The sequence below is a fragment of the Haemophilus parahaemolyticus genome (assembly GCF_002015035.1).
Taxonomy (GTDB): Bacteria; Pseudomonadota; Gammaproteobacteria; order Enterobacterales; family Pasteurellaceae; genus Haemophilus_A; species Haemophilus_A parahaemolyticus.
This window is the reverse complement of the sequence record NZ_MUXY01000001.1, coordinates 488504-506793: the sequence shown is the minus strand read 5'-3', so window position 1 is coordinate 506793 and position 18290 is coordinate 488504. Positions and strand designations below refer to the sequence as shown.

Genomic DNA, 18290 nt, shown 5'->3' with positions numbered 1-18290 from the left:
ATCAGATGAAAAAGTTTTTGGCTGTATTAAGTGCTGTGGCACTTTCAATGGGTTCAGTTTATGCAAAACCGCTTAAAGTGGTAACTACATTTACTGTTATTCAAGATATTGCACAAAACGTAGCAGGGGACTCTGCTGTTGTTGAGTCAATTACCAAACCTGGTGCGGAAATTCACGAATATCAACCAACCCCGCAAGATATTGTGAAAGCACAATCTGCAGATTTGATTTTATGGAATGGGATGAACCTTGAAATGTGGTTTGAACGTTTCTTTACTAATATCAAAGATAAGCCTGCCGTTGTGGTAACAGAAGGCATTGAGCCGATGTCTATCTTTGAAGGTCCTTACAAAGATAAACCAAATCCGCACGCTTGGATGTCGCCAAAAAATGCGTTGGTATATATCGAAAATATCCGCAAAGCGTTGGTGAAATACGATCCTGAAAATGCAGAAAAATATAATGCAAATGCGAAAGCCTATGCGGATAAAATTATGGCATTAGACCAACCGCTACGCGAACGTTTAGCGAAAGTGCCTGAAGGTCAACGTTGGTTAGTAACCAGTGAAGGGGCATTTAGCTATTTAACTCGTGATTATGGCTTCAAAGAGCTTTATCTCTGGGCAATTAACTCAGATGAACAAGGCACACCAAAACAAATTCGTAAAGTGATTGACGGTGTTCGTAAACATCATATTCCTGTTGTATTTAGTGAAAGTACTGTTTCTGACAAACCTGCAAAACAAGTAGCGAAAGAAACAGGAGCAAAATACGGCGGCGTGCTTTATGTTGACTCACTTTCAACCAAAGATGGTCCTGTTCCAACTTATATTGACTTATTAAAAGTCACTGTTGGTACCGTCGCAGATGGATTTGACCGTAAATAGAAGGAATAAATAACCAAAATGAATACTCCTCAGACTTCACTCATCGTAAAAGATGTTAGCGTGCGTTATAACAACGGGCACATAGCGTTACACGATGTCACCTTTTCTCTTGAGAAAAGCACCATTTGTGCCTTATTAGGTGTGAATGGCAGTGGTAAATCAACGTTATTTAAGAGCATTATGGGGTTAATTAACCCGAAAGGCTCAATTGAATTATGTGGTTTATCTGTGAAACAAGCACTTAAGCAAAACTTAATTGCTTATGTACCACAAAGTGAAGAAGTAGACTGGCAATTCCCCGTTTCTGTGTATGACGTGGTAATGATGGGGCGTTATGGTTATATGAACTTTTTGCGTATTCCTTCTGCAAAAGACAAACAAAAAGTCCAAGAGGCGATGGAGCGAGTGAGTATTGCTCATCTTGCTGATCGCCAAATTGGTGAACTTTCGGGCGGTCAGAAAAAGCGGGTTTTTCTGGCGCGCTCGCTTGCTCAAGAGAGCAAAATTATTCTATTAGATGAGCCGTTCACAGGTGTGGATGTGAAAACAGAAAATGCGATTATTGAGCTACTTAAACAGCTTCGTGATAGCGGGCATCTCATTTTAGTTTCTACTCATAATTTAAGCACTGTGCCAAGTTTCTGTGATCAAGCAGTAATGATTAACCGTACCGTGCTGGCAACAGGTTCTATTGAACAAACCTTTACACCAGAAAATTTAGAACGAGTGTTTGGTGGTGTGTTGCGTTATCAATTCCAAACTTCATATTTTAATCAAAATCAAAGTCAAAAAGCGGAGTAGAGTATGTTGGAATTATTACTCGAACCCTTTAGTTACGACTATATGTTTAAGGCTATTGCTCTAAGCGGTGTGATTGGGGCAGTGTGTGCGTTTCTTTCTTCCTATTTAATGCTCAAAGGTTGGTCATTGATTGGCGATGCGTTATCGCACGCAGTTGTACCAGGTGTTGCTCTGGCGTATGCTTTTTCTCTACCTTATGCGATGGGTGCTTTTTTCTCTGGATTTTTTGCTGCGCTTGCGATTCTTGCTGTGAAATCAATAACTAAACTCAAAGAAGATGCGGTAATTGGCTTTATTTTTACCACCTTTTTTGCCTTGGGCTTATTTATTATTTCCATTCATCCAACTTCGGTAGACGTGCAGTCGATCATTCTCGGCAATATTTTGGGTATTGCAGATGAAGATGTAAACCAAGTATTGATTATTCTGGGCGTCACTATCGTGCTTTTACTCTTTTATTGGAAAGATCTCTTGTTGGTTTTTTTTGATGAAGTACAAGCCAAAGCAGTTGGGATTTCACCGCTTAAGTTAAAAATCATCTTTTTTAGTTTGCTCAGTGCTTGTGTGGTGACTGCATTGCAAAGCGTAGGGGCGATTTTAGTGATCTCCATGGTGGTTACTCCAGGGGCGACAGCCTATCTTCTAACAGATCGCTTCGGTAAATTGTTGATTATCTCATCACTATTAGGCGGTATTACCAGCGTTGTTGGGGCTTATGTCAGCTATTACATTGATGGTGCAACAGGTGGTTGTATTGTCGCATTGCAAACGTTGATTTTCTTAATCGCATTTTTCTTCTCGCCAAAATATGGCTTGATTCCACGACGATTTGCAAATCAATCCGCAAAAACCATCGCTTGTGAAGCAGGTCAAGGGGGCAGTCTATGATGAATGCGATTTATCAATGGTTTGCTGAACCGCTTGCGTTTCCTTTTATGCAACAGGCGTTGATTATCGGGCTGGTTGTAGCGATTATCTGTGCGACGTTATCTTGCTATTTAGTGCTAAAAGGCTGGTCTTTGATGGGCGATGCGATTTCCCACGCGGTGTTACCCGGGATTGTACTTGCTTATATGCTCTCTATCCCGCTCGCAATTGGCGCGTTTTTCTCTGGTGTTTTCTGTACTATTGCCGTAGGCTATTTGAAAACAAATAGCCGAATTAAAGAAGATGCTGTGATGGGCATAGTGTTCTCAGGGATGTTTGCTATCGGTTTGGTCATGTTTACCAAAGTAGAAAGCAACCAGCATTTGATGCATATTTTATTTGGCGACTTGCTCGGCATCACAGCCCACGAGTTCTATCAAAGCTTGATTATTTCCGCCTTTGTGTTCCTTGTGATTGTGCTCAAACGTCGTGATTTCTTGCTTTATTGCTTCGATACAATGCACGCCCGTACAGTGGGTTTAAACACTACATTCTTGCATTACAGCTTGTTGGTATTATTAGCGTTAGTCATCATTAGTGCTATGCAAGTAGTTGGCGTAATTTTGGTAGTCGCTATGCTTATTACCCCTGGGATTACGGGCTATATTCTTACCAAACGTTTCGAACGAATGATGCTCATCGCAATTTTAACCTCAGTAAACAGCGTTTTTTGGGGCATTTTCCTCAGTTTCCATTTTGATGCCGCAACAGGACCTTTCATTGTGCTCATCCAAGCGGTCGTTTTCTTAACGGCATTAGCAGTGGTGCAGTTGAAGTTGAGGAAGTAGGAATAATTATGTAATTTCTTCGTTTATCTACTCCCCTCTTTGCTAAAGAGGGGGATTATTAACTGGAAAAGTTATTTTCCCCCTTTCACCAATGCCCATCTAATTAAGCTATCTAGTCCCCAGCCGATTAAGCCAATAATGACCACAACTGCCATCAATTCGGAGTAGGCGAGGCGATCTCGGGTATCAAGGATAAAATAGCCTAGCCCTTCATTCACGCCAAGCATTTCACACGGTACGAGAATAACCCACGCAATGCCCATTGAAACACGTAAGCCTGTGAGAACGTATCCTGCAATGGCTGGGACGACAATTTTGCAGAGTGTCTCTTGTTTAGAGGCAGAGAGTGAGCGGGCAAGTAAAAGCCATTGCGGATCGATGCTTTTCACACCTGCACTGGTGGAGATGATCAGCGACCAAACGGAAGCGAAGGCGAGTAGAAAATAGATTGGCAAGTCGCCTACACCGAGTAGCATCACGATAATTGGCATCCAAGAAAGTGGGGAGATCATTCGTAGCAGTTGAAACGCGGGCGTGCACCACATTTCTAGTTTTTTGGAGAAGCCTAGCAATAAACCGATAGGTACGCCGATAATAAGGGAAAAGCTTAATCCGACGAAAATGCGTTGTAGGCTAGCGAATAGATGCGGGAAAATTTCGCCCGAGCTAATAAGCCAGATAAAGCTATCAAGTGTAGGCAGAGGGGCGAGTGTGCTGGCAAGCGAGATGCGTTGTGAAAGCCAATATGAACTAAGTTGCCAGATAATTAGTAGGGAGAGTAGTCCACCTGCACCAAGTAATGTTTTTTGTTTCATTGTTGTTCCTTTTATACATCAATTTCTTCAACACGCTCAAAACCATTTTGTAATCCAAAAACGGTTAGATAATCACCTTGTTCTAAGGATTTTTTCACAAATTGAGGGGCATTCAATTCACGTGCAACCTGCGTTGGATTGAGTTCAGCAAGAAAACCGTTATTGCCCGCTAATTTCGTGGTTTGTAAAAATTCAACCAACTTTTCCATATAAGAATCAAACGGATAAGGCTGGAAGCCAATGCGTTGTTGATGCCCGTGCGTGTGCCACTCAGGGTGTTTTACCGCACCGCGAGCCAGATATTCCGCCCATTGCTGTTCGCTAGGGGCGAGCACTTTTTCCAAAACCTCTTGGCTGTGCGGTGTGTAGCCATTACCACGTGCAAGAGTTTTTGCTACCTCAAGCGGTTGATTTACACAGAAAACTTGCGATTCGGTTAGGGCATTCACGACTTTTTGTGTCCATTCTGGGCGTTCTGTCACATCTTGTTCGTGCATCATCGTTAAGCAGCAAGCGTGATCTCGCCAAACATCAGCACTAAATCGCAAAATTTTTCCAACGCCTTTGGCTTCTGCCAATGCGTTAAAAGGTTCAGCAACAATAAATCCAGCAATCACGCCGTTTGCTAAGGCAGTTACCATATCAGAAGGTGACATTACTATTAATTTCACTTCGTTTTCTTTCGGTTTTTTAGTGGTTACACTTAGATTATTTGCTTGCAACAGCTGTTGCACCACAATATTATGGATAGAATACCAGAACGGAATAGCAACAGTTTTTCCATCAAGATCAGAAATTCGTTCAATCTGTGGTTGCACGGTAAGAGCGGAACCTGCCAAGTGATTCCACATAACCGCTTTCACAGGTGCATTTGCGGCATATTTTAGCCAGAGCGACATCGGTGAAAGTAGATGGACGAGATTCACTTCACCACTTAAAAAAGCTTCGACCAGTTGCGACCAACTGCGAAATATTATAGGTTTTTCGGCTTTGATGCCCTGTTTCTCAAACAATTTTTGAGCGTGAGCGACAAGCAGAGGAGTGGCATCCGTAATCGGTAAATAGCCAATGCGGACAGGTTGTTCGGGCTGATTAGTTCGTTTTAGCTCTTGTGCCTGCAAAAGCGGTGCACTTCCTGCAAAGCTAAACAGACTGAGAAGTTTTAGAAAATCGCGACGACTGTTCATTTTTTATTCCTCGTTTATTATTTTACTAAATCACAAATTCAACAGTTTGCTCTTGTTTTTTATTATTTTCGTTTCGTTGTAACGTTTTTAGAATGTCAATACGAATTTCATTAAGCAGTAATAAATTCTCGCGTGGATAAGAGCTGACAATATCCCAACGCCCAACAATATTGGCAGGGCGGTTACCAAGCAGAATAACCTGATCAGCAATCGCTAGGGCTTCGTCAATATCGTGGGTAATCATCACCACGCTGGTATGATGGCGGTCGATAATCTCTCGTGTCATCAGTTGCATTTGTTGGCGAATAATGGGATCAAGTGCTGAGAAAGGTTCATCCATCAAAATTAACTTGGGCTGACGAGCTATCGCACGGGCTAAATTTACCCGTTGTGCCATTCCGCCAGAAAGTTCGTGTGGCATCGCATTGATGGCATGCGTTAAGCCAACTTCTGCAATGGCATTGTCTACCTTTTGCGAAATTTCAGCTTTATTTGACCGCTTGTGGCAGGTGAAATCTAAACCAAAGGCAACGTTCTGCTGTACATTAAGCCAAGGCAAGAGATTGGCAGATTGAAACACAAAACTCACTTCGGGTTGCGGTTCGGTAATCGATTTATCGAAGAGCATAATTTTCCCAGCAAGTGGTTTATCTAACCCTGCAATAACGCGGAGTAGGGAAGATTTTCCTATGCCACTTGGGCCAAGAATGCAAGTTAGCGATTTTTCAGGCACATCAAAAGAGACATCTTGTAAAATTACATTGGTTTGATCATTTTTGCGGTAGCCTAAGGCGATATTATTAACAGTAAGAGCCATATCATTTGTTAAAAAGTTGTTGTAGATGGCGTTACAATAAAAGATAAGTGCTTATGAGGGAAATATCCTTGCTTAATCCTTTATAATTTTTTGTTCTAATAGTTTTCAGAACAAAAATGAATAATAAGTAGGTTTTTATTATTTCTCAATCGTTTGCTTTTTGTCTAATATCGCTCCAACTTCATTTTTTAACGACTAAAGGGGCATTTTATGGCTAAATATCTATCAACTGAATTTGTTGAATGGTTAAACCAACACGCAGCAGAGATTGATCAATCAAATCAATATGCTGATGAGTTATTTAAACGAGTGGCACAAGAGGGTATTTTTAAAATTGGTGTGCCTGAAGTATTGGGTGGTAAAGGTGGTTCATTCCAGCAAGCGATTGAAGCGGTGCGTGAAATTTCGACTTATTCCTTAACGGCAGGTTTTATCTCTTGGGGGCATCGTACCTTAATCCAAAATTTATTAAGTAGCAAAAATAGCTTGCCGCGTGAACGTTGGCTGGATGATTTATTAAATGGAGAATTATCAGGTGGCACGGGCTTATCAAATGCAGTGAAATTTCTTTCAGGCATTGAAGAATTACAAGTAACAATTGTAGAAGAAAGCGGAAAACGCTATTTACAAGGTCGCTTGCCGTGGATTACCAATCTGAAAGAGAGCGGATTTATCACAATTTTTGCTGCAGAATATGCAGATAGAAGCAAACCACCTGTGATTATTGTATTACCGTATAACGCAAATGGTGTGACCCGCACGAAAGAATTATCGCTTGTAGCACTACAAGGCAGTAATACGGTGGCGATAGAGTTAAATCACGTGGAGCTCGATCCTGATTGGATCATCGCAGAAAATGCGGGGGAATATTTAGCCCAAGTGCGCCCAACTTTCCTAGGACTGCAATGTGCAATGGCATTTGGTTTGGCAGCACGTAGCCTTGCGGAAGTGAAAAAATCACTGGATTACGTGGATAATCGTTCTGTGCTAAAACCAGAATATGATGAACAGGTACAAAAGTTAGCTAATTTAGAGCACCGTTTAGCGGAAGGATTAAATCAATCCAATTTCTTTATCGACAATCCAAAAGCCTTATTTGATGTACGTATTGAAATTGTAGATGTGGTTGCCTCAAGTTTATTGCTTGAATTACAGGCTTCTGGCGGTCGTGGCTACTTGCAAAATGCAGGTTCAGACTTTATCCGTCGTTGGCGCGAAGGGGCATTTTTGCCTGTAGTGACACCGAGTGTGTTGCAACTAAAAACCATTTTGCAGGCAGCGAAATAAAGTTATTGCAAATTCTAATAAAAAATCAACCGCTTGTAGCAGAGACGCTACAAGCGGTTTGTTTTTGGGAATTTTTTGCGATTATATCAATTTTCTTATCTTTTGACCTAGATCATAACTTAAGTTCATTTTCTAATCACATTGAAGCATTAGGATTATAATTCGGGCAGTTTGATTTTTGTGCGAGGTTCAATATGGAACAGGAACATCAACGGGCGGTAACAAGGGCGTGTGTTCAAGCGGCGTTATTGTTGTTTACTGCAAATTCATATTCCTATTGTCTTTGCTACTTTTTTTGCTACTTGCGTGATTGGCTTTATTGGTGTGCATTTATCTCACCGTTATTTAGCACATCCAAAAGCATTTACTGTTGCGGCAATTATTCCGATGATTCCTGGAGTATATGCCTATAAGGCAATGATTGGGATGGTGCAGCTTCATCATTTCGGCTTCTCTGAAATTAGGTTTGAAAATGCGATTAGTGCATTTTTGAATACCACATTTATTCTGGGGGCTATTGTATTTGGATTGGCATTGCCGGGTTTGTTGTTTTATCGGGAGAGACCTGTGGTGTGATATTAGCGTAGGGACGGGTTATCCCCGCCCAACTTTTTACTACATTCCGATTGTACTCCATTAAATAACCAAGCTCCATCAGGTTGTTTTATAGCGAGATAGCGTCCAATATGTGTTTCTTGATTTGTTGTAAGACATTTGGCGGGGTAGGGCATTCCTATATAAAATAAAAGGGCTAATATGATTAGCCCTATGTAATTTATCGTCTAATTAAAACGCTACACTCTCTTTTAAACTTACAGTTAAGTTGAAGATTAAATGTTCTGGGTGGCTATCTTTGCTATCTAAGCAGTAGTAGCCTTCGCGTTCGAATTGGTAACCTTGTTCTGCTTTTGCGTTTGCTAAACTTGGTTCAACAAAACCGTGTTTTACTACTAAAGAATTTGGGTTTAAGACGCTTTCGATCTCTTCTTCCGCACCGGGATTCGGTACAGTGAATAAGCGATCGTATAAACGGAATTCTGCAGGTTTGGCGTGTATTGCAGAAACCCAGTGGATTACACCTTTCACTTTACGACCGTCTGCAGGGTTTTTACCCAAGGTTTCAGGATCGTATGTGCAATAAATGGTAGTAATTTTACCGCTTGCATCTTTTTCTACTCGTTCTGCTTTGATCACATAAGCATTACGTAAACGCACTTCTTTACCTAATACTAAGCGTTTGTATTGTTTGTTTGCTTCTTCACGGAAGTCAGCCTCGTCAATGTAAAGCTCCTTCGTGAAAGGCAATTCGCGAGAGCCTAATTCTTCGCGGTTTGGATGATTTGGTGCTTTTAACCACTCTTCGCCTTCGAAGTTTTCAATCACTACTTTAACAGGATTAATTACAGCCATTGCACGTGGTGCATTTTCGTTTAAATCTTCACGAATGCAGGCTTCAAGGGCAGAGTATTCCACCACGTTATCTTGTTTGGTTACACCAATACGACGACAGAATTCACGAATAGATGCTGGTGTATAACCGCGGCGGCGTAAACCAGAAATGGTTGGCATACGCGGATCGTTCCAACCATCTACAATTCCGTCGTTTACTAATTTCAATAATTTACGTTTAGAAGTTAAAGTACCTTCTAAATTTAAACGTGAGAATTCGTACTGATGCGGTAATGGGCGTTCAATACTGATATTGTCTAACACCCAGTCATATAAACGACGGTTGTCTTGGAATTCTAATGTACATAATGAGTGAGTAATACGCTCAATTGCATCTGAAATACAGTGCGTGAAATCGTACATCGGATAAATGCACCATTTATCGCCTGTTTGATGGTGGCTGGCAAATTTAATGCGATATAACACAGGGTCACGCATTACCATAAATGGCGAAGCCATATCAATTTTTGCACGCAAGCTCGCTTTACCTTCTTCAAACTCACCGTTTTTCATTTTCTCGAATAAGGTTAAGTTCTCTTCCACAGAGCGGTCACGATATGGGCTGTTTTTACCTGCTTCGGTTAATGTACCGCGATATTCACGCATTTCTTCTGGTGAAAGCTCATCTACATATGCCAAGCCTTTTTTGATAAGCTCAATCGCATAGCCGTAAAGTTGGTCAAAATAATCTGAGGCATAACGCGGCTCACCTTCCCATTTAAAGCCTAACCATTCAACGTCAGCTTTAATAGAATCAACATATTCCACATCTTCTTTTACTGGGTTGGTGTCGTCAAAACGTAAGTTACATAAACCTTTGTAATCTTCGGCAATACCGAAGTTTAAGCAGATTGATTTGGCGTGACCAATATGTAAATAGCCATTTGGCTCAGGCGGGAAACGGGTGTGAACGCTAGTGTGTTTACCCGATGCTAAATCTTCATCAATAATATGGGTAATAAAATTCGCACGAACATCATTTTCTTGCGTTAAAATTTCTTCGCTCATAGTTCTCTCTGTTTTTATCTTATTAAAAGGGGAATTATAATTAACGTAGGGATGAGGTTTATCCGCACCCAAAAGCAATAATAATTTTCATCGGGAGGGGATAAACCCCTCCCCTACGATAGTACATATACCATATACTGTTAATCTTATGCATTTTACACTTTATTTGTTATGAATTAAAGGTGCAGATAATTTTCAAAAACCATTTGACATCTCCCGTCAAAGGTCTATAATACGCCTCATCAGACGCGGGGTGGAGCAGCTTGGTAGCTCGTCGGGCTCATAACCCGAAGGTCGTTGGTTCAAATCCAGCCCCCGCAACCAGTTTTATCGGCTCACATTCCTGATAAGGTTTGTGAGCTTTGTTTTATGTATATTTACAATCTATTTATTTGCGAAATATTACATAAAACAAACCGCTTGTATTGCTTGCATTTCAAAGAATATAGGTGGCGGATACAATTTATTCGTATCATAAGGGCTGGTTAAGCCCTTTTTTTACATCTGGAGAAAACCTTTGGCTACTTTAGAGCAGAAATTAGAAGAGCTAACTATGGACACCATCGAATCTATGGGCTGTGAGTTAGTGGGCATTGAATGCCAACGTGCAGGACGTTATTTAACCGTCCGTTTATTTATTGATAAAGAAGGTGGCGTAACAATTGATGATTGTAGCGATGTTAGCCGCCAAGTGAGTGCGATTTTAGATGTTGAAGATCCTATTACAGACAAATATAACCTTGAAGTATCTTCGCCTGGTTTAGATCGTCCATTATTCACATTAGCTCATTATGAGCGTTTTGTAGGGCGTGATGTAGTGATTCATTTACGCATTCCAATGTTTGACCGTCGTAAATGGCAAGGCAAATTAGAGAGCGTTGAAGGTGATTTAATTACCTTAATTGTAGATAATGAGCCACGTCAGTTCGCATTTGGCAATATTCAAAAGGCAAATTTAGTGCCCGTATTTGATTTTTAACCCATTATTGATAACTGAAAGAGAAATCCAATGAGTAAAGAGATTCTTTTAGCCGCTGAAGCGGTATCAAACGAGAAACAATTACCAAAAGAAGCGATTTTCGAAGCTTTGGAAACCGCTTTAACTATTGCAACGAAAAAAGGTAGCGATTTAGATATTGATGTGCGTGTGGTGGTTGATCGTAAAACAGGTGCATTCCAAACTTTTCGTCGTTGGTTAGTGGTAGAAGAAGTGCACAATATGACACGTGAAATTAGCTTAGAAGCAGCACAATTCGACAATCCTGAAATCCAATTAGGCGATGCGGTTGAAGATGAAGTGGAATCTATTGAATTCGGTCGCGTGGCAATTCAAACCTTCGGTCAAGTGGTAAAAACGAAAATCCGCGAAGCAGAGAAGAGCAAAATCATTGATGAGTTTCGCCCAGATGAAGGCAAAATCATCAGTGCAACCGTGAAGAAAGTGACTCGCGATAACATATTCCTTGAGCTTCAAGGTAAAACCGAAGATATTAAAGGCGAAGCGGTAATTGTGCGTGAAGATATGCTTCCGCGTGAAAACTTCCGACCAGGCGACCGTGTACGTGGCGTGTTATATGCAATTAAACCTGAATCTAAAGGCCCTCAAATCTTTATGACACGTTCAAAATCTGTGATGTTAGAAGAGTTATTCAAACTGGAAGTGCCAGAAATTGGTGAACAAGTCATCGAAATTAAAGGTGCTGCACGTGATCCTGGTTCACGTGCGAAAATTGCCGTGAAATCACATGATAAACGTATCGACCCAGTTGGTGCTTGCGTAGGTATGCACGGTTCACGCGTTCAAGCAATCAGCAATGAGCTTGGCGGTGAGCGTGTGGATATTGTGCTTTGGGATGATAATCCAGCACAATTCGTGATCAATGCAATGGCGCCAGCAGATGTGAGCTCAATCACAATTAATGATGAAACTCATTCTATGGACATTGCGGTTGAAGCGAAGAACTTGGCACAGGCGATTGGTCGTAATGGTCAAAACGTACGCTTAGCGACCCAATTAACAGGCTGGACATTAAACGTAATGACGGTTGAAGAGCTTGATAAGAAAGCACAAGAAGAAGATGGTAAAGTAATTAACCTTTTAACTTCTGCATTAGAAATTGATGATGAATTCGCACAAGTGTTAATTGATGAAGGCTTTACTTCTTTAGAAGCGATTGCCTATGTGCCAGTTGATGCCTTAACAGCAATTGATGGCTTGGAAGATGAAGACTTAGTCGAAGAGTTACAAGCTCGTGCGAAAAATGCAATCACTAAGAAAGCCCTTGAAGAAGAAGCCGCTTTAAAACAAGCTCAAATCGATGAGAAATTATTAAACCTTGATGGTATGGAACGCCATATCGCATTCAGATTAGCAGAAAAAGGCATTACCAACCTTGAAGAATTAGCTGAACAAGGCACAGACGAATTAGCAGATATTGAAGAATTATCTGAAGAGAAAGCAGGCGAATTGATTATGGCTGCTCGTCAAATTTGTTGGTTTAGCTAATCACATTGCGAGGAATTTATAATGACAGAAAAAACTGAGAAAAAAACGCTTTCATTAGGCGGTGCTCGTAAAACGAGTAAAGCAAATGCGACGACTACAGGCGGTAAAACTAAAGCCGTTGAAGTAAAAGAGAAAAAAGCACCTATTGATGCGAAAGCACTAAAAGAGAAAGCAGAGCAAGAAGCTAAATTAGCTTTAGAAAAAGCAGCAAAAGAAAAAGAAGCAGCAGAGAAAGCAGCTCGTGAGGCAGAGGAAAAAGCGAAAGCTGAAGCCGATGCAAAAGCAGCCGAGGAGGCGAAAAAAGCCGAAGAAGCTAGAGCTGCGAAAAAACCTGCTGCACCTGTAATGCCAAATAAAGTGGCAAAACCAGCTCAACCAAAAGTGGAAACACCAAAACAAGAGAAAGCGGTTGATCCTGGAAAAGAAGCGAAGAAAAAGGAAGAAGCTGAGCTTCGTCGTAAGCAAGAAGAGTTAGCTCGTCAAAAAGCAGAAATGGATGCAAAACGTGCGGCAGAAAACGCACGCCGTTTAGCAGAAATTGAACGTGAAGAAGCGGGAGATAACAATAACGAAGACTTCGAAGATGAACGCTTTACTTCAAGCTATGCGCGTGATGCAGAGCGTGATAACGACCGCCGTAGTGAAGGTGGTAATCGTCGTGGTGGTAAGAATGGCGTAGTGAAAGCGAAAAAAGGCCGTGAAGACGACAAAAACGAACGCAGTGCAGATCGCCGTAACCAACGTGATCAAAAAGGTAAAGGGAAAGGCAAAAAAGGTGCCGCATTGCAACAAGCCTTTACTAAACCTGCTCAAGTGATGAAAGCGGATGTTGTGATCGGCGAAACTATTACCGTTGCAGAACTTGCGAATAAAATGGCAGTGAAAGCAACAGAAATCATCAAAACTCTGATGAAAATGGGTGAGATGGTAACCATTAACCAAGTGATCGACCAAGAAACCGCACAATTAGTAGCGGAAGAAATGGGGCACAAAGTGATTCTTCGCAAAGAAAATGAATTAGAAGAATCGGTAATGAGCGATCGCGATACCGATGCTGAGTTAGTGACTCGAGCACCAGTGGTTACCATTATGGGACACGTAGACCACGGTAAAACATCACTACTTGACTACATCCGTAAAGCGAAAGTGGCAGCAGGTGAAGCGGGCGGTATTACTCAGCACATCGGTGCATACCACGTCGAAACCAACGACGGTAAGATGATTACCTTCTTAGATACTCCAGGACACGCAGCGTTTACCTCAATGCGTGCACGTGGTGCGAAAGCAACAGATATCGTGGTGCTTGTAGTTGCAGCAGACGATGGCGTGATGCCACAAACTATCGAAGCGATCCAACACGCGAAAGCGGCGGGTGCACCTTTAGTGGTTGCGGTGAACAAAATTGATAAACCAGAAGCAAACCCAGACCGCGTAGAACAAGAATTACTCCAATATGAAGTAATTTCTGAAAAATTCGGTGGCGATGTGCAATTCGTACCAGTTTCTGCAAAAAAAGGAACAGGTATTGATGAATTATTAGACGCTATCGTATTGCAATCTGAAGTGCTTGAATTAACTGCCGTGAAAGACGGTATGGCAAGCGGTGTGGTGATCGAATCTTACTTAGACAAAGGTCGCGGTCCTGTGGCAACCATCTTGGTTCAATCGGGTACCTTACACAAAGGTGACATCGTACTTTGCGGTTTTGAATATGGTCGTGTACGTGCAATGCGTGATGAAAATGGCAAAGAAGTGGACGAAGCTGGTCCTTCATTACCAGTGGAAGTATTAGGTCTTTCAGGCGTACCAGCTGCGGGTGATGAAGCAACCGTAGTGCGTGATGAGAAAAAAGCACGTGAAGTCGCGTTATACCGTCAAGGTAAATTCCGTGAAGTGAAATTGGCTCGTCAGCAAAAAGCGAAACTTGAAAATATGTTTAGTAATATGACTGAAGGCGATGTGTCTGAATTGAACGTGATTGTGAAAGCAGACGTACAAGGCTCGGTAGAAGCGATTGTTCAAGCATTAAATGAGCTTTCAACCGAAGAGGTTCGCGTGAAAGTAGTGGGGTCAGGTGTAGGTGGTATTACCGAAACAGACGCCACTTTAGCGGCAGCATCAAATGCAATTATCGTCGGCTTTAACGTGCGTGCAGATGCAACAGCACGTCGTGTGATTGAAAACGAAAATATCGATTTACGTTACTACTCAATCATTTACGAATTGTTAAACGAAATCAAAGCAGCGATGAGTGGTATGCTTCAACCTGAATTCAAACAAGAAATCATCGGCTTGGCTGAAGTACGTGATGTGTTCCGTCATCCGAAATTCGGTGCAATCGCTGGTTGTATGGTAACCGAAGGTGTGGTGAAACGTAACAACCCAATCCGCGTATTGCGTGACAACGTGGTTATTTTTGAAGGTGAGTTAGAATCGCTCCGCCGTTTCAAAGACGATGTGTCTGAAGTTCGTAACGGTATGGAATGTGGTATCGGCGTGAAAAACTACAACGATGTAAAAGTTGGCGACCAAATCGAGGTATTCGAAGTGGTTGAGGTTAAACGTTCGATTTAATCGGTAGGGTGTGTGGAATAACATTCCACGCACGTAAGTTAAATAATTTCCGTGCGTGAATTCTTGGTTCACATACCCTACAAGCGGTTTAATTTTGCAAATTTTTGCGAAATGAGACCGCTTTTTTTATGGATATATAACCTATTGATTTCACAAGAAAAAACACCTAATTTCATCAGAAATAACTTGACAGATAGATTTTAAAAGGACAAAAATATGCCTCACCTCACCTTGCACAACTTATATCTAAACTCAAGGAAATTTTTCAAATTAATCAACCGGAATTAGATTTCGGGATCTATCGCATCCTCAATTCTCGTGCAACAGAGATTGCCTCTTTTCTAGAAACCACACTTCCGCAAAAAATTCAAACCGCACTGGCGGGCAATACCGAGCAAGAAACTGCCGTTTATAACCACCTTTTCACCTTCTTTTCCCGCTATTACGACAACGGCGATTTTATCAGCCAACGCCGCTATAAAGGCGACACTTACGCCATTCCCTATGCTGGCGAAGAAGTGATGTTGCACTGGGCAAATAAAGACCAGTACTACACCAAATCAGGCGAAAGTTTCAGTAATTATGCTTTCACATTAGAAAACGGCAAAAAAGTACAATTCCGCCTAGTGGAAGCGGATACTGCAAAAGATAACCGCAAGGATAATGAACAAGCTCGAGTATTTGCCTTAATTGAACCTCAAATTAAAACCGAAACGGATGAAAATGGAGATGAAATTCAAACGGATATTTTACCGTTTGATATCCAAGGCGATTTACTTACTCTTCGTTTTGAATACAAAGCGGTAAATAAAAAAGAAAAACAATCGGATTACATCACGCAAGCGGTGGAAAAAATCCAAAACTTTGCAATTTCCGATGAATTTCAAGGTATTTTCAACGCAATGCCAACGGAGAAAAATAAAAATCGTACGCTGCTTGAAAAATATCTCACTGACTACACCGCGAAAAATACCGCCGATTATTTTATTCACAAAAATCTCGGAAAATTTTTAAATCAAGAGTTGGATTTTTATATCAAAAATGAAGTGATGAACTTGGACAATATTCAAGACAGCACTGATTTTTCACATATTGAGCAAAACCTCCAGACGATTAAAACGATAAAAACGGTAGCAAAAGAAATTATCGCCTTTCTTGCTCAATTAGAAGATTTCCAAAAGAAATTGTGGCTGAAAAAGAAATTTGTGGCAGGCTGCTATTATTTGATTACACTCGATCATTTAAATGAAGCTCAAATACAGGCTGCATTAGATAACCCAAAACAAACCGCGCAATGGCAAGCTTTGTTTCATGTGAATACAAGCGATCTCAATACGGCAGAACTTTGCAAAAACTATCCGTATTTGGTGGTGGATACGTCCTTGTTTGAGCCGAAATTCCAAGCTGATGTATTGAGAGAAATAGAACATTTGGATGATAAAACTAACGGATTACTCATTCATTCCGATAATTTTCAAGCCCTGAATTTATTGCAAGAAAGATATAAAGAACAGGTGAAATGTATTTATATTGATCCGCCGTATAACACTAATGCATCAGAAATTATCTATAAAAATGGATATAAGCATTCTAGTTGGTTGAGTTTGATTCATAGCCGATTGGAATTATGTCATAAGTTACAATCAAATAATGGGATTATTTCTGTTGCGATTGATGACTACGAAGTAACAAAACTAGTTGAGTGTATGAACACTATATATGGACAAGATAATCAATTAGGTATTGTTGCGGTAAGAATAAATCCAAAAGGAAGAATGACTACAAGAAAAGTTAGCTTAGTTCATGAATATTCTATTTTTTATGGAAAAAGTGAATTATCAATAATTCAAAAACTTCCAGAAAACCCAGAAGATAAAACACATAATTATAAGAAAGATGAAAATGGAGAATGGTATTTGCCAGTTAATTTAAGAAAGCAAGGCGTTGATAGTGATGCTAAAAAATCAGATGGTAGCTATTACGATCGTTTTTATCCTATCTATTTTTGCCCTAAAACAAAGAAGGTATCAACAAAAGAAATTTTAGATATTCAAATTTTACCAATAGATAATAGTGGACAAGAGCGTATTTGGAGACGATCAAAAGATGTTATTGATGATATGTTTAACTCTGGTGATATTTGGGTAAACGAAACTTCAAATGGTTATCAAGTTTATTTTAAATTTAAAGGTGGTCTGTCAGGGAAAATGGTTCAAAGCATTTGGTATGACTCTAAATATTCAGCTAGCGATTATGGAACTAAAATTTTAGATAATACTATTGGAGTAAGAGAGCTGTTTTCCTATCCTAAATCTCCATTTACTGTAATTGATAATATTCGTTCTATTTCATCAGAAAATACAGGAATTGTGCTTGATTTCTTCGCAGGCTCTGGCACAACCGCCCATGCAGTGATCAATCTTAACCGAGAAGACAAAGGCAACCGCAAATATATCTTGGTAGAACAAGGTGAGTATTTTGACAGCGTACTTAAACCACGCGTGCAAAAAGTGATTTTTGCTAAAGAGTGGAAAGACGGCAAACCGCAAGCAGACAATGGGGTATTTGGTGGTGTGTCACAAATCGTCAAAGTGCTAAAACTGGAAAGCTACGAAGATACGCTCAACAATTTGGAATTGCGTAAACCAATACAAGATTTGGCGGATATGGGGTTATCGGAGACGGTACAAAACGACTATTTATTGTACTATATGCTAGACGTAGAAAGTCGTGATTCACTGCTTAACACGCAACATTTTACCAAACCGTTTGACTATCAACTCAACATCGCCACCACATCCGCAGGGGCGTATGAAGCGAAAACCATTGATTTGGTGGAAACCTTTAACTATTTGATTGGCTTGCGAGTAAGCGAAATCAACGATAAACGTGAAAATGGCTTAGTCATGGTGCAAGGCATAAATACAAGCGGTGAAAAAACGTTAGTGATTTGGCGTGATTGTGAAAAATATGATTACGACAAGCTCAATCGTTATTTGGACAGCCGAGATATTAACCCACAAGATAGCGAATTTGAGGTGGTTTACATCAACGGCGACCATAATGTGCCAACCGTTTTCACTGACAGCGATGATAGCGTGAAAACGCTTAAAGTGCGGTCGATTGAAGCAGAGTTTTTGAGCAGAATGTTTGGGTGACAAATCTCCCCTCCCCCTCTTTACTAAAGAGGGGAATAAGCTGGTAGAAAATTGGCGATCGTTATTCTTCATCAAGATCGCCTCCC

13 protein-coding genes, 1 tRNA gene and 1 pseudogene are annotated in these 18290 nt (G+C 40.8%); 11 read left to right on the top strand and 4 right to left on the bottom strand.

The annotated features are described in order from the left end of the window. Positions 1-5 precede the first annotated feature (5 nt). Genes B0185_RS02440 through B0185_RS02425 form a run of 4 tightly spaced genes read left to right on the top strand, consistent with a single transcriptional unit; the run spans position 6 to position 3403 of the window. A complete protein-coding gene (locus tag B0185_RS02440; RefSeq protein ID WP_005705588.1) occupies positions 6-887 on the top strand; it encodes a metal ABC transporter substrate-binding protein in 882 nt (293 codons plus the stop codon). Positions 888-905: 18 nt separating this feature from the next. Further along, on the top strand, positions 906-1688 hold the full coding sequence (locus B0185_RS02435) for a metal ABC transporter ATP-binding protein (RefSeq protein WP_005705484.1): 783 nt from the start codon (positions 906-908) through the stop codon (positions 1686-1688). A 3-nt stretch (positions 1689-1691) separates the two neighbouring features. After that, positions 1692-2576: a metal ABC transporter permease gene (locus tag B0185_RS02430; RefSeq protein WP_005705511.1), complete on the top strand. Its 885-nt coding sequence runs from the start codon at positions 1692-1694 to the stop codon at positions 2574-2576. Further along, a complete protein-coding gene (locus tag B0185_RS02425; protein ID WP_100208011.1) occupies positions 2576-3403 on the top strand; it encodes a metal ABC transporter permease in 828 nt (275 codons plus the stop codon). The genes B0185_RS02430 and B0185_RS02425 overlap by 1 nt, the downstream gene beginning before the upstream one ends. A gap of 71 nt (positions 3404-3474) precedes the next feature. Here B0185_RS02425 and B0185_RS02420 read toward each other — a convergent pair whose 3' ends face one another. The 3 genes from B0185_RS02420 to B0185_RS02410 are packed head-to-tail and all read right to left on the bottom strand — an operon-like array spanning position 3475 to position 6222. After that, a complete protein-coding gene (locus tag B0185_RS02420; protein WP_005705486.1) occupies positions 3475-4218 on the bottom strand; it encodes an ABC transporter permease in 744 nt (247 codons plus the stop codon). A gap of 11 nt (positions 4219-4229) precedes the next feature. Beyond that, complete coding sequence (locus B0185_RS02415; protein ID WP_005705488.1) at positions 4230-5405, bottom strand: ABC transporter substrate-binding protein; 1176 nt, start codon at positions 5403-5405, stop codon at positions 4230-4232. Between the two features lie 25 nt (positions 5406-5430). Beyond that, entirely contained in the window at positions 5431-6222 is a 792-nt protein-coding gene (locus tag B0185_RS02410) for an ABC transporter ATP-binding protein (protein WP_005705567.1), read from the bottom strand. 210 nt (positions 6223-6432) lie between these two features. On the opposite strand from B0185_RS02410, the gene B0185_RS02405 reads away from it, so the two are divergent. Both B0185_RS02405 and B0185_RS02400 read left to right on the top strand, forming a co-directional pair. Next, complete coding sequence (locus B0185_RS02405) at positions 6433-7509, top strand: acyl-CoA dehydrogenase family protein (protein ID WP_005705477.1); 1077 nt, start codon at positions 6433-6435, stop codon at positions 7507-7509. A 255-nt stretch (positions 7510-7764) separates the two neighbouring features. Beyond that, positions 7765-8085, top strand: a pseudogene (locus B0185_RS02400) (threonine/serine exporter family protein); the annotation flags it as partial. A gap of 210 nt (positions 8086-8295) precedes the next feature. On the opposite strand, the gene glnS reads toward B0185_RS02400, so the two are convergent. After that, positions 8296-9966 carry a glutamine--tRNA ligase gene (gene glnS, locus B0185_RS02395; RefSeq protein WP_005705522.1) on the bottom strand — a complete coding sequence of 557 codons (1671 nt, stop codon included), beginning with the start codon at positions 9964-9966 and terminating at the stop codon, positions 8296-8298. A 247-nt stretch (positions 9967-10213) separates the two neighbouring features. On the opposite strand from glnS, the gene B0185_RS02390 reads away from it, so the two are divergent. The 5 genes from B0185_RS02390 (at position 10214) to B0185_RS02370 (ending at position 18204) form a co-directional block, all read left to right on the top strand. Next, positions 10214-10290, top strand: a tRNA-Met gene (locus tag B0185_RS02390). Positions 10291-10483: 193 nt separating this feature from the next. Further along, positions 10484-10945, top strand: a complete 462-nt coding sequence (gene rimP / locus B0185_RS02385; RefSeq protein WP_005705444.1) for a ribosome maturation factor RimP — start codon at positions 10484-10486, stop codon at positions 10943-10945. Positions 10946-10975: 30 nt separating this feature from the next. Beyond that, a complete protein-coding gene (gene nusA / locus B0185_RS02380; RefSeq protein WP_005705551.1) occupies positions 10976-12472 on the top strand; it encodes a transcription termination factor NusA in 1497 nt (498 codons plus the stop codon). A 21-nt stretch (positions 12473-12493) separates the two neighbouring features. After that, positions 12494-15046 (top strand): translation initiation factor IF-2, encoded by a 2553-nt coding sequence (infB, locus tag B0185_RS02375; RefSeq protein WP_005705514.1) that lies wholly within the window; start codon positions 12494-12496, stop codon positions 15044-15046. Between the two features lie 521 nt (positions 15047-15567). Beyond that, positions 15568-18204, top strand: a complete 2637-nt coding sequence (locus B0185_RS02370; RefSeq protein ID WP_232610040.1) for a site-specific DNA-methyltransferase — start codon at positions 15568-15570, stop codon at positions 18202-18204. The last annotated feature ends 86 nt before the right edge of the window (positions 18205-18290 follow it).

Bases quoted from the DNA above. Each gene is read 5' to 3' on its own strand.
- nusA (WP_005705551.1), top strand. From the start codon at position 10,976: ATGAGTAAAGAGATTCTTTTAGCCGCTGAAGCGGTATCAAACGAGAAA.
- B0185_RS02430 (WP_005705511.1), top strand. From the start codon at position 1,692: ATGTTGGAATTATTACTCGAACCCTTTAGTTACGACTATATGTTTAAG.
- infB (WP_005705514.1), top strand. From the start codon at position 12,494: ATGACAGAAAAAACTGAGAAAAAAACGCTTTCATTAGGCGGTGCTCGT.
- B0185_RS02425 (WP_100208011.1), top strand. From the start codon at position 2,576: ATGAATGCGATTTATCAATGGTTTGCTGAACCGCTTGCGTTTCCTTTT.
- B0185_RS02440 (WP_005705588.1), top strand. From the start codon at position 6: ATGAAAAAGTTTTTGGCTGTATTAAGTGCTGTGGCACTTTCAATGGGT.
- B0185_RS02405 (WP_005705477.1), top strand. From the start codon at position 6,433: ATGGCTAAATATCTATCAACTGAATTTGTTGAATGGTTAAACCAACAC.
- B0185_RS02420 (WP_005705486.1), bottom strand. From the start codon at position 4,218: ATGAAACAAAAAACATTACTTGGTGCAGGTGGACTACTCTCCCTACTA.
- glnS (WP_005705522.1), bottom strand. From the start codon at position 9,966: ATGAGCGAAGAAATTTTAACGCAAGAAAATGATGTTCGTGCGAATTTT.
- B0185_RS02415 (WP_005705488.1), bottom strand. From the start codon at position 5,405: ATGAACAGTCGTCGCGATTTTCTAAAACTTCTCAGTCTGTTTAGCTTT.
- B0185_RS02435 (WP_005705484.1), top strand. From the start codon at position 906: ATGAATACTCCTCAGACTTCACTCATCGTAAAAGATGTTAGCGTGCGT.
- B0185_RS02410 (WP_005705567.1), bottom strand. From the start codon at position 6,222: ATGGCTCTTACTGTTAATAATATCGCCTTAGGCTACCGCAAAAATGAT.
- B0185_RS02370 (WP_232610040.1), top strand. From the start codon at position 15,568: ATGTTGCACTGGGCAAATAAAGACCAGTACTACACCAAATCAGGCGAA.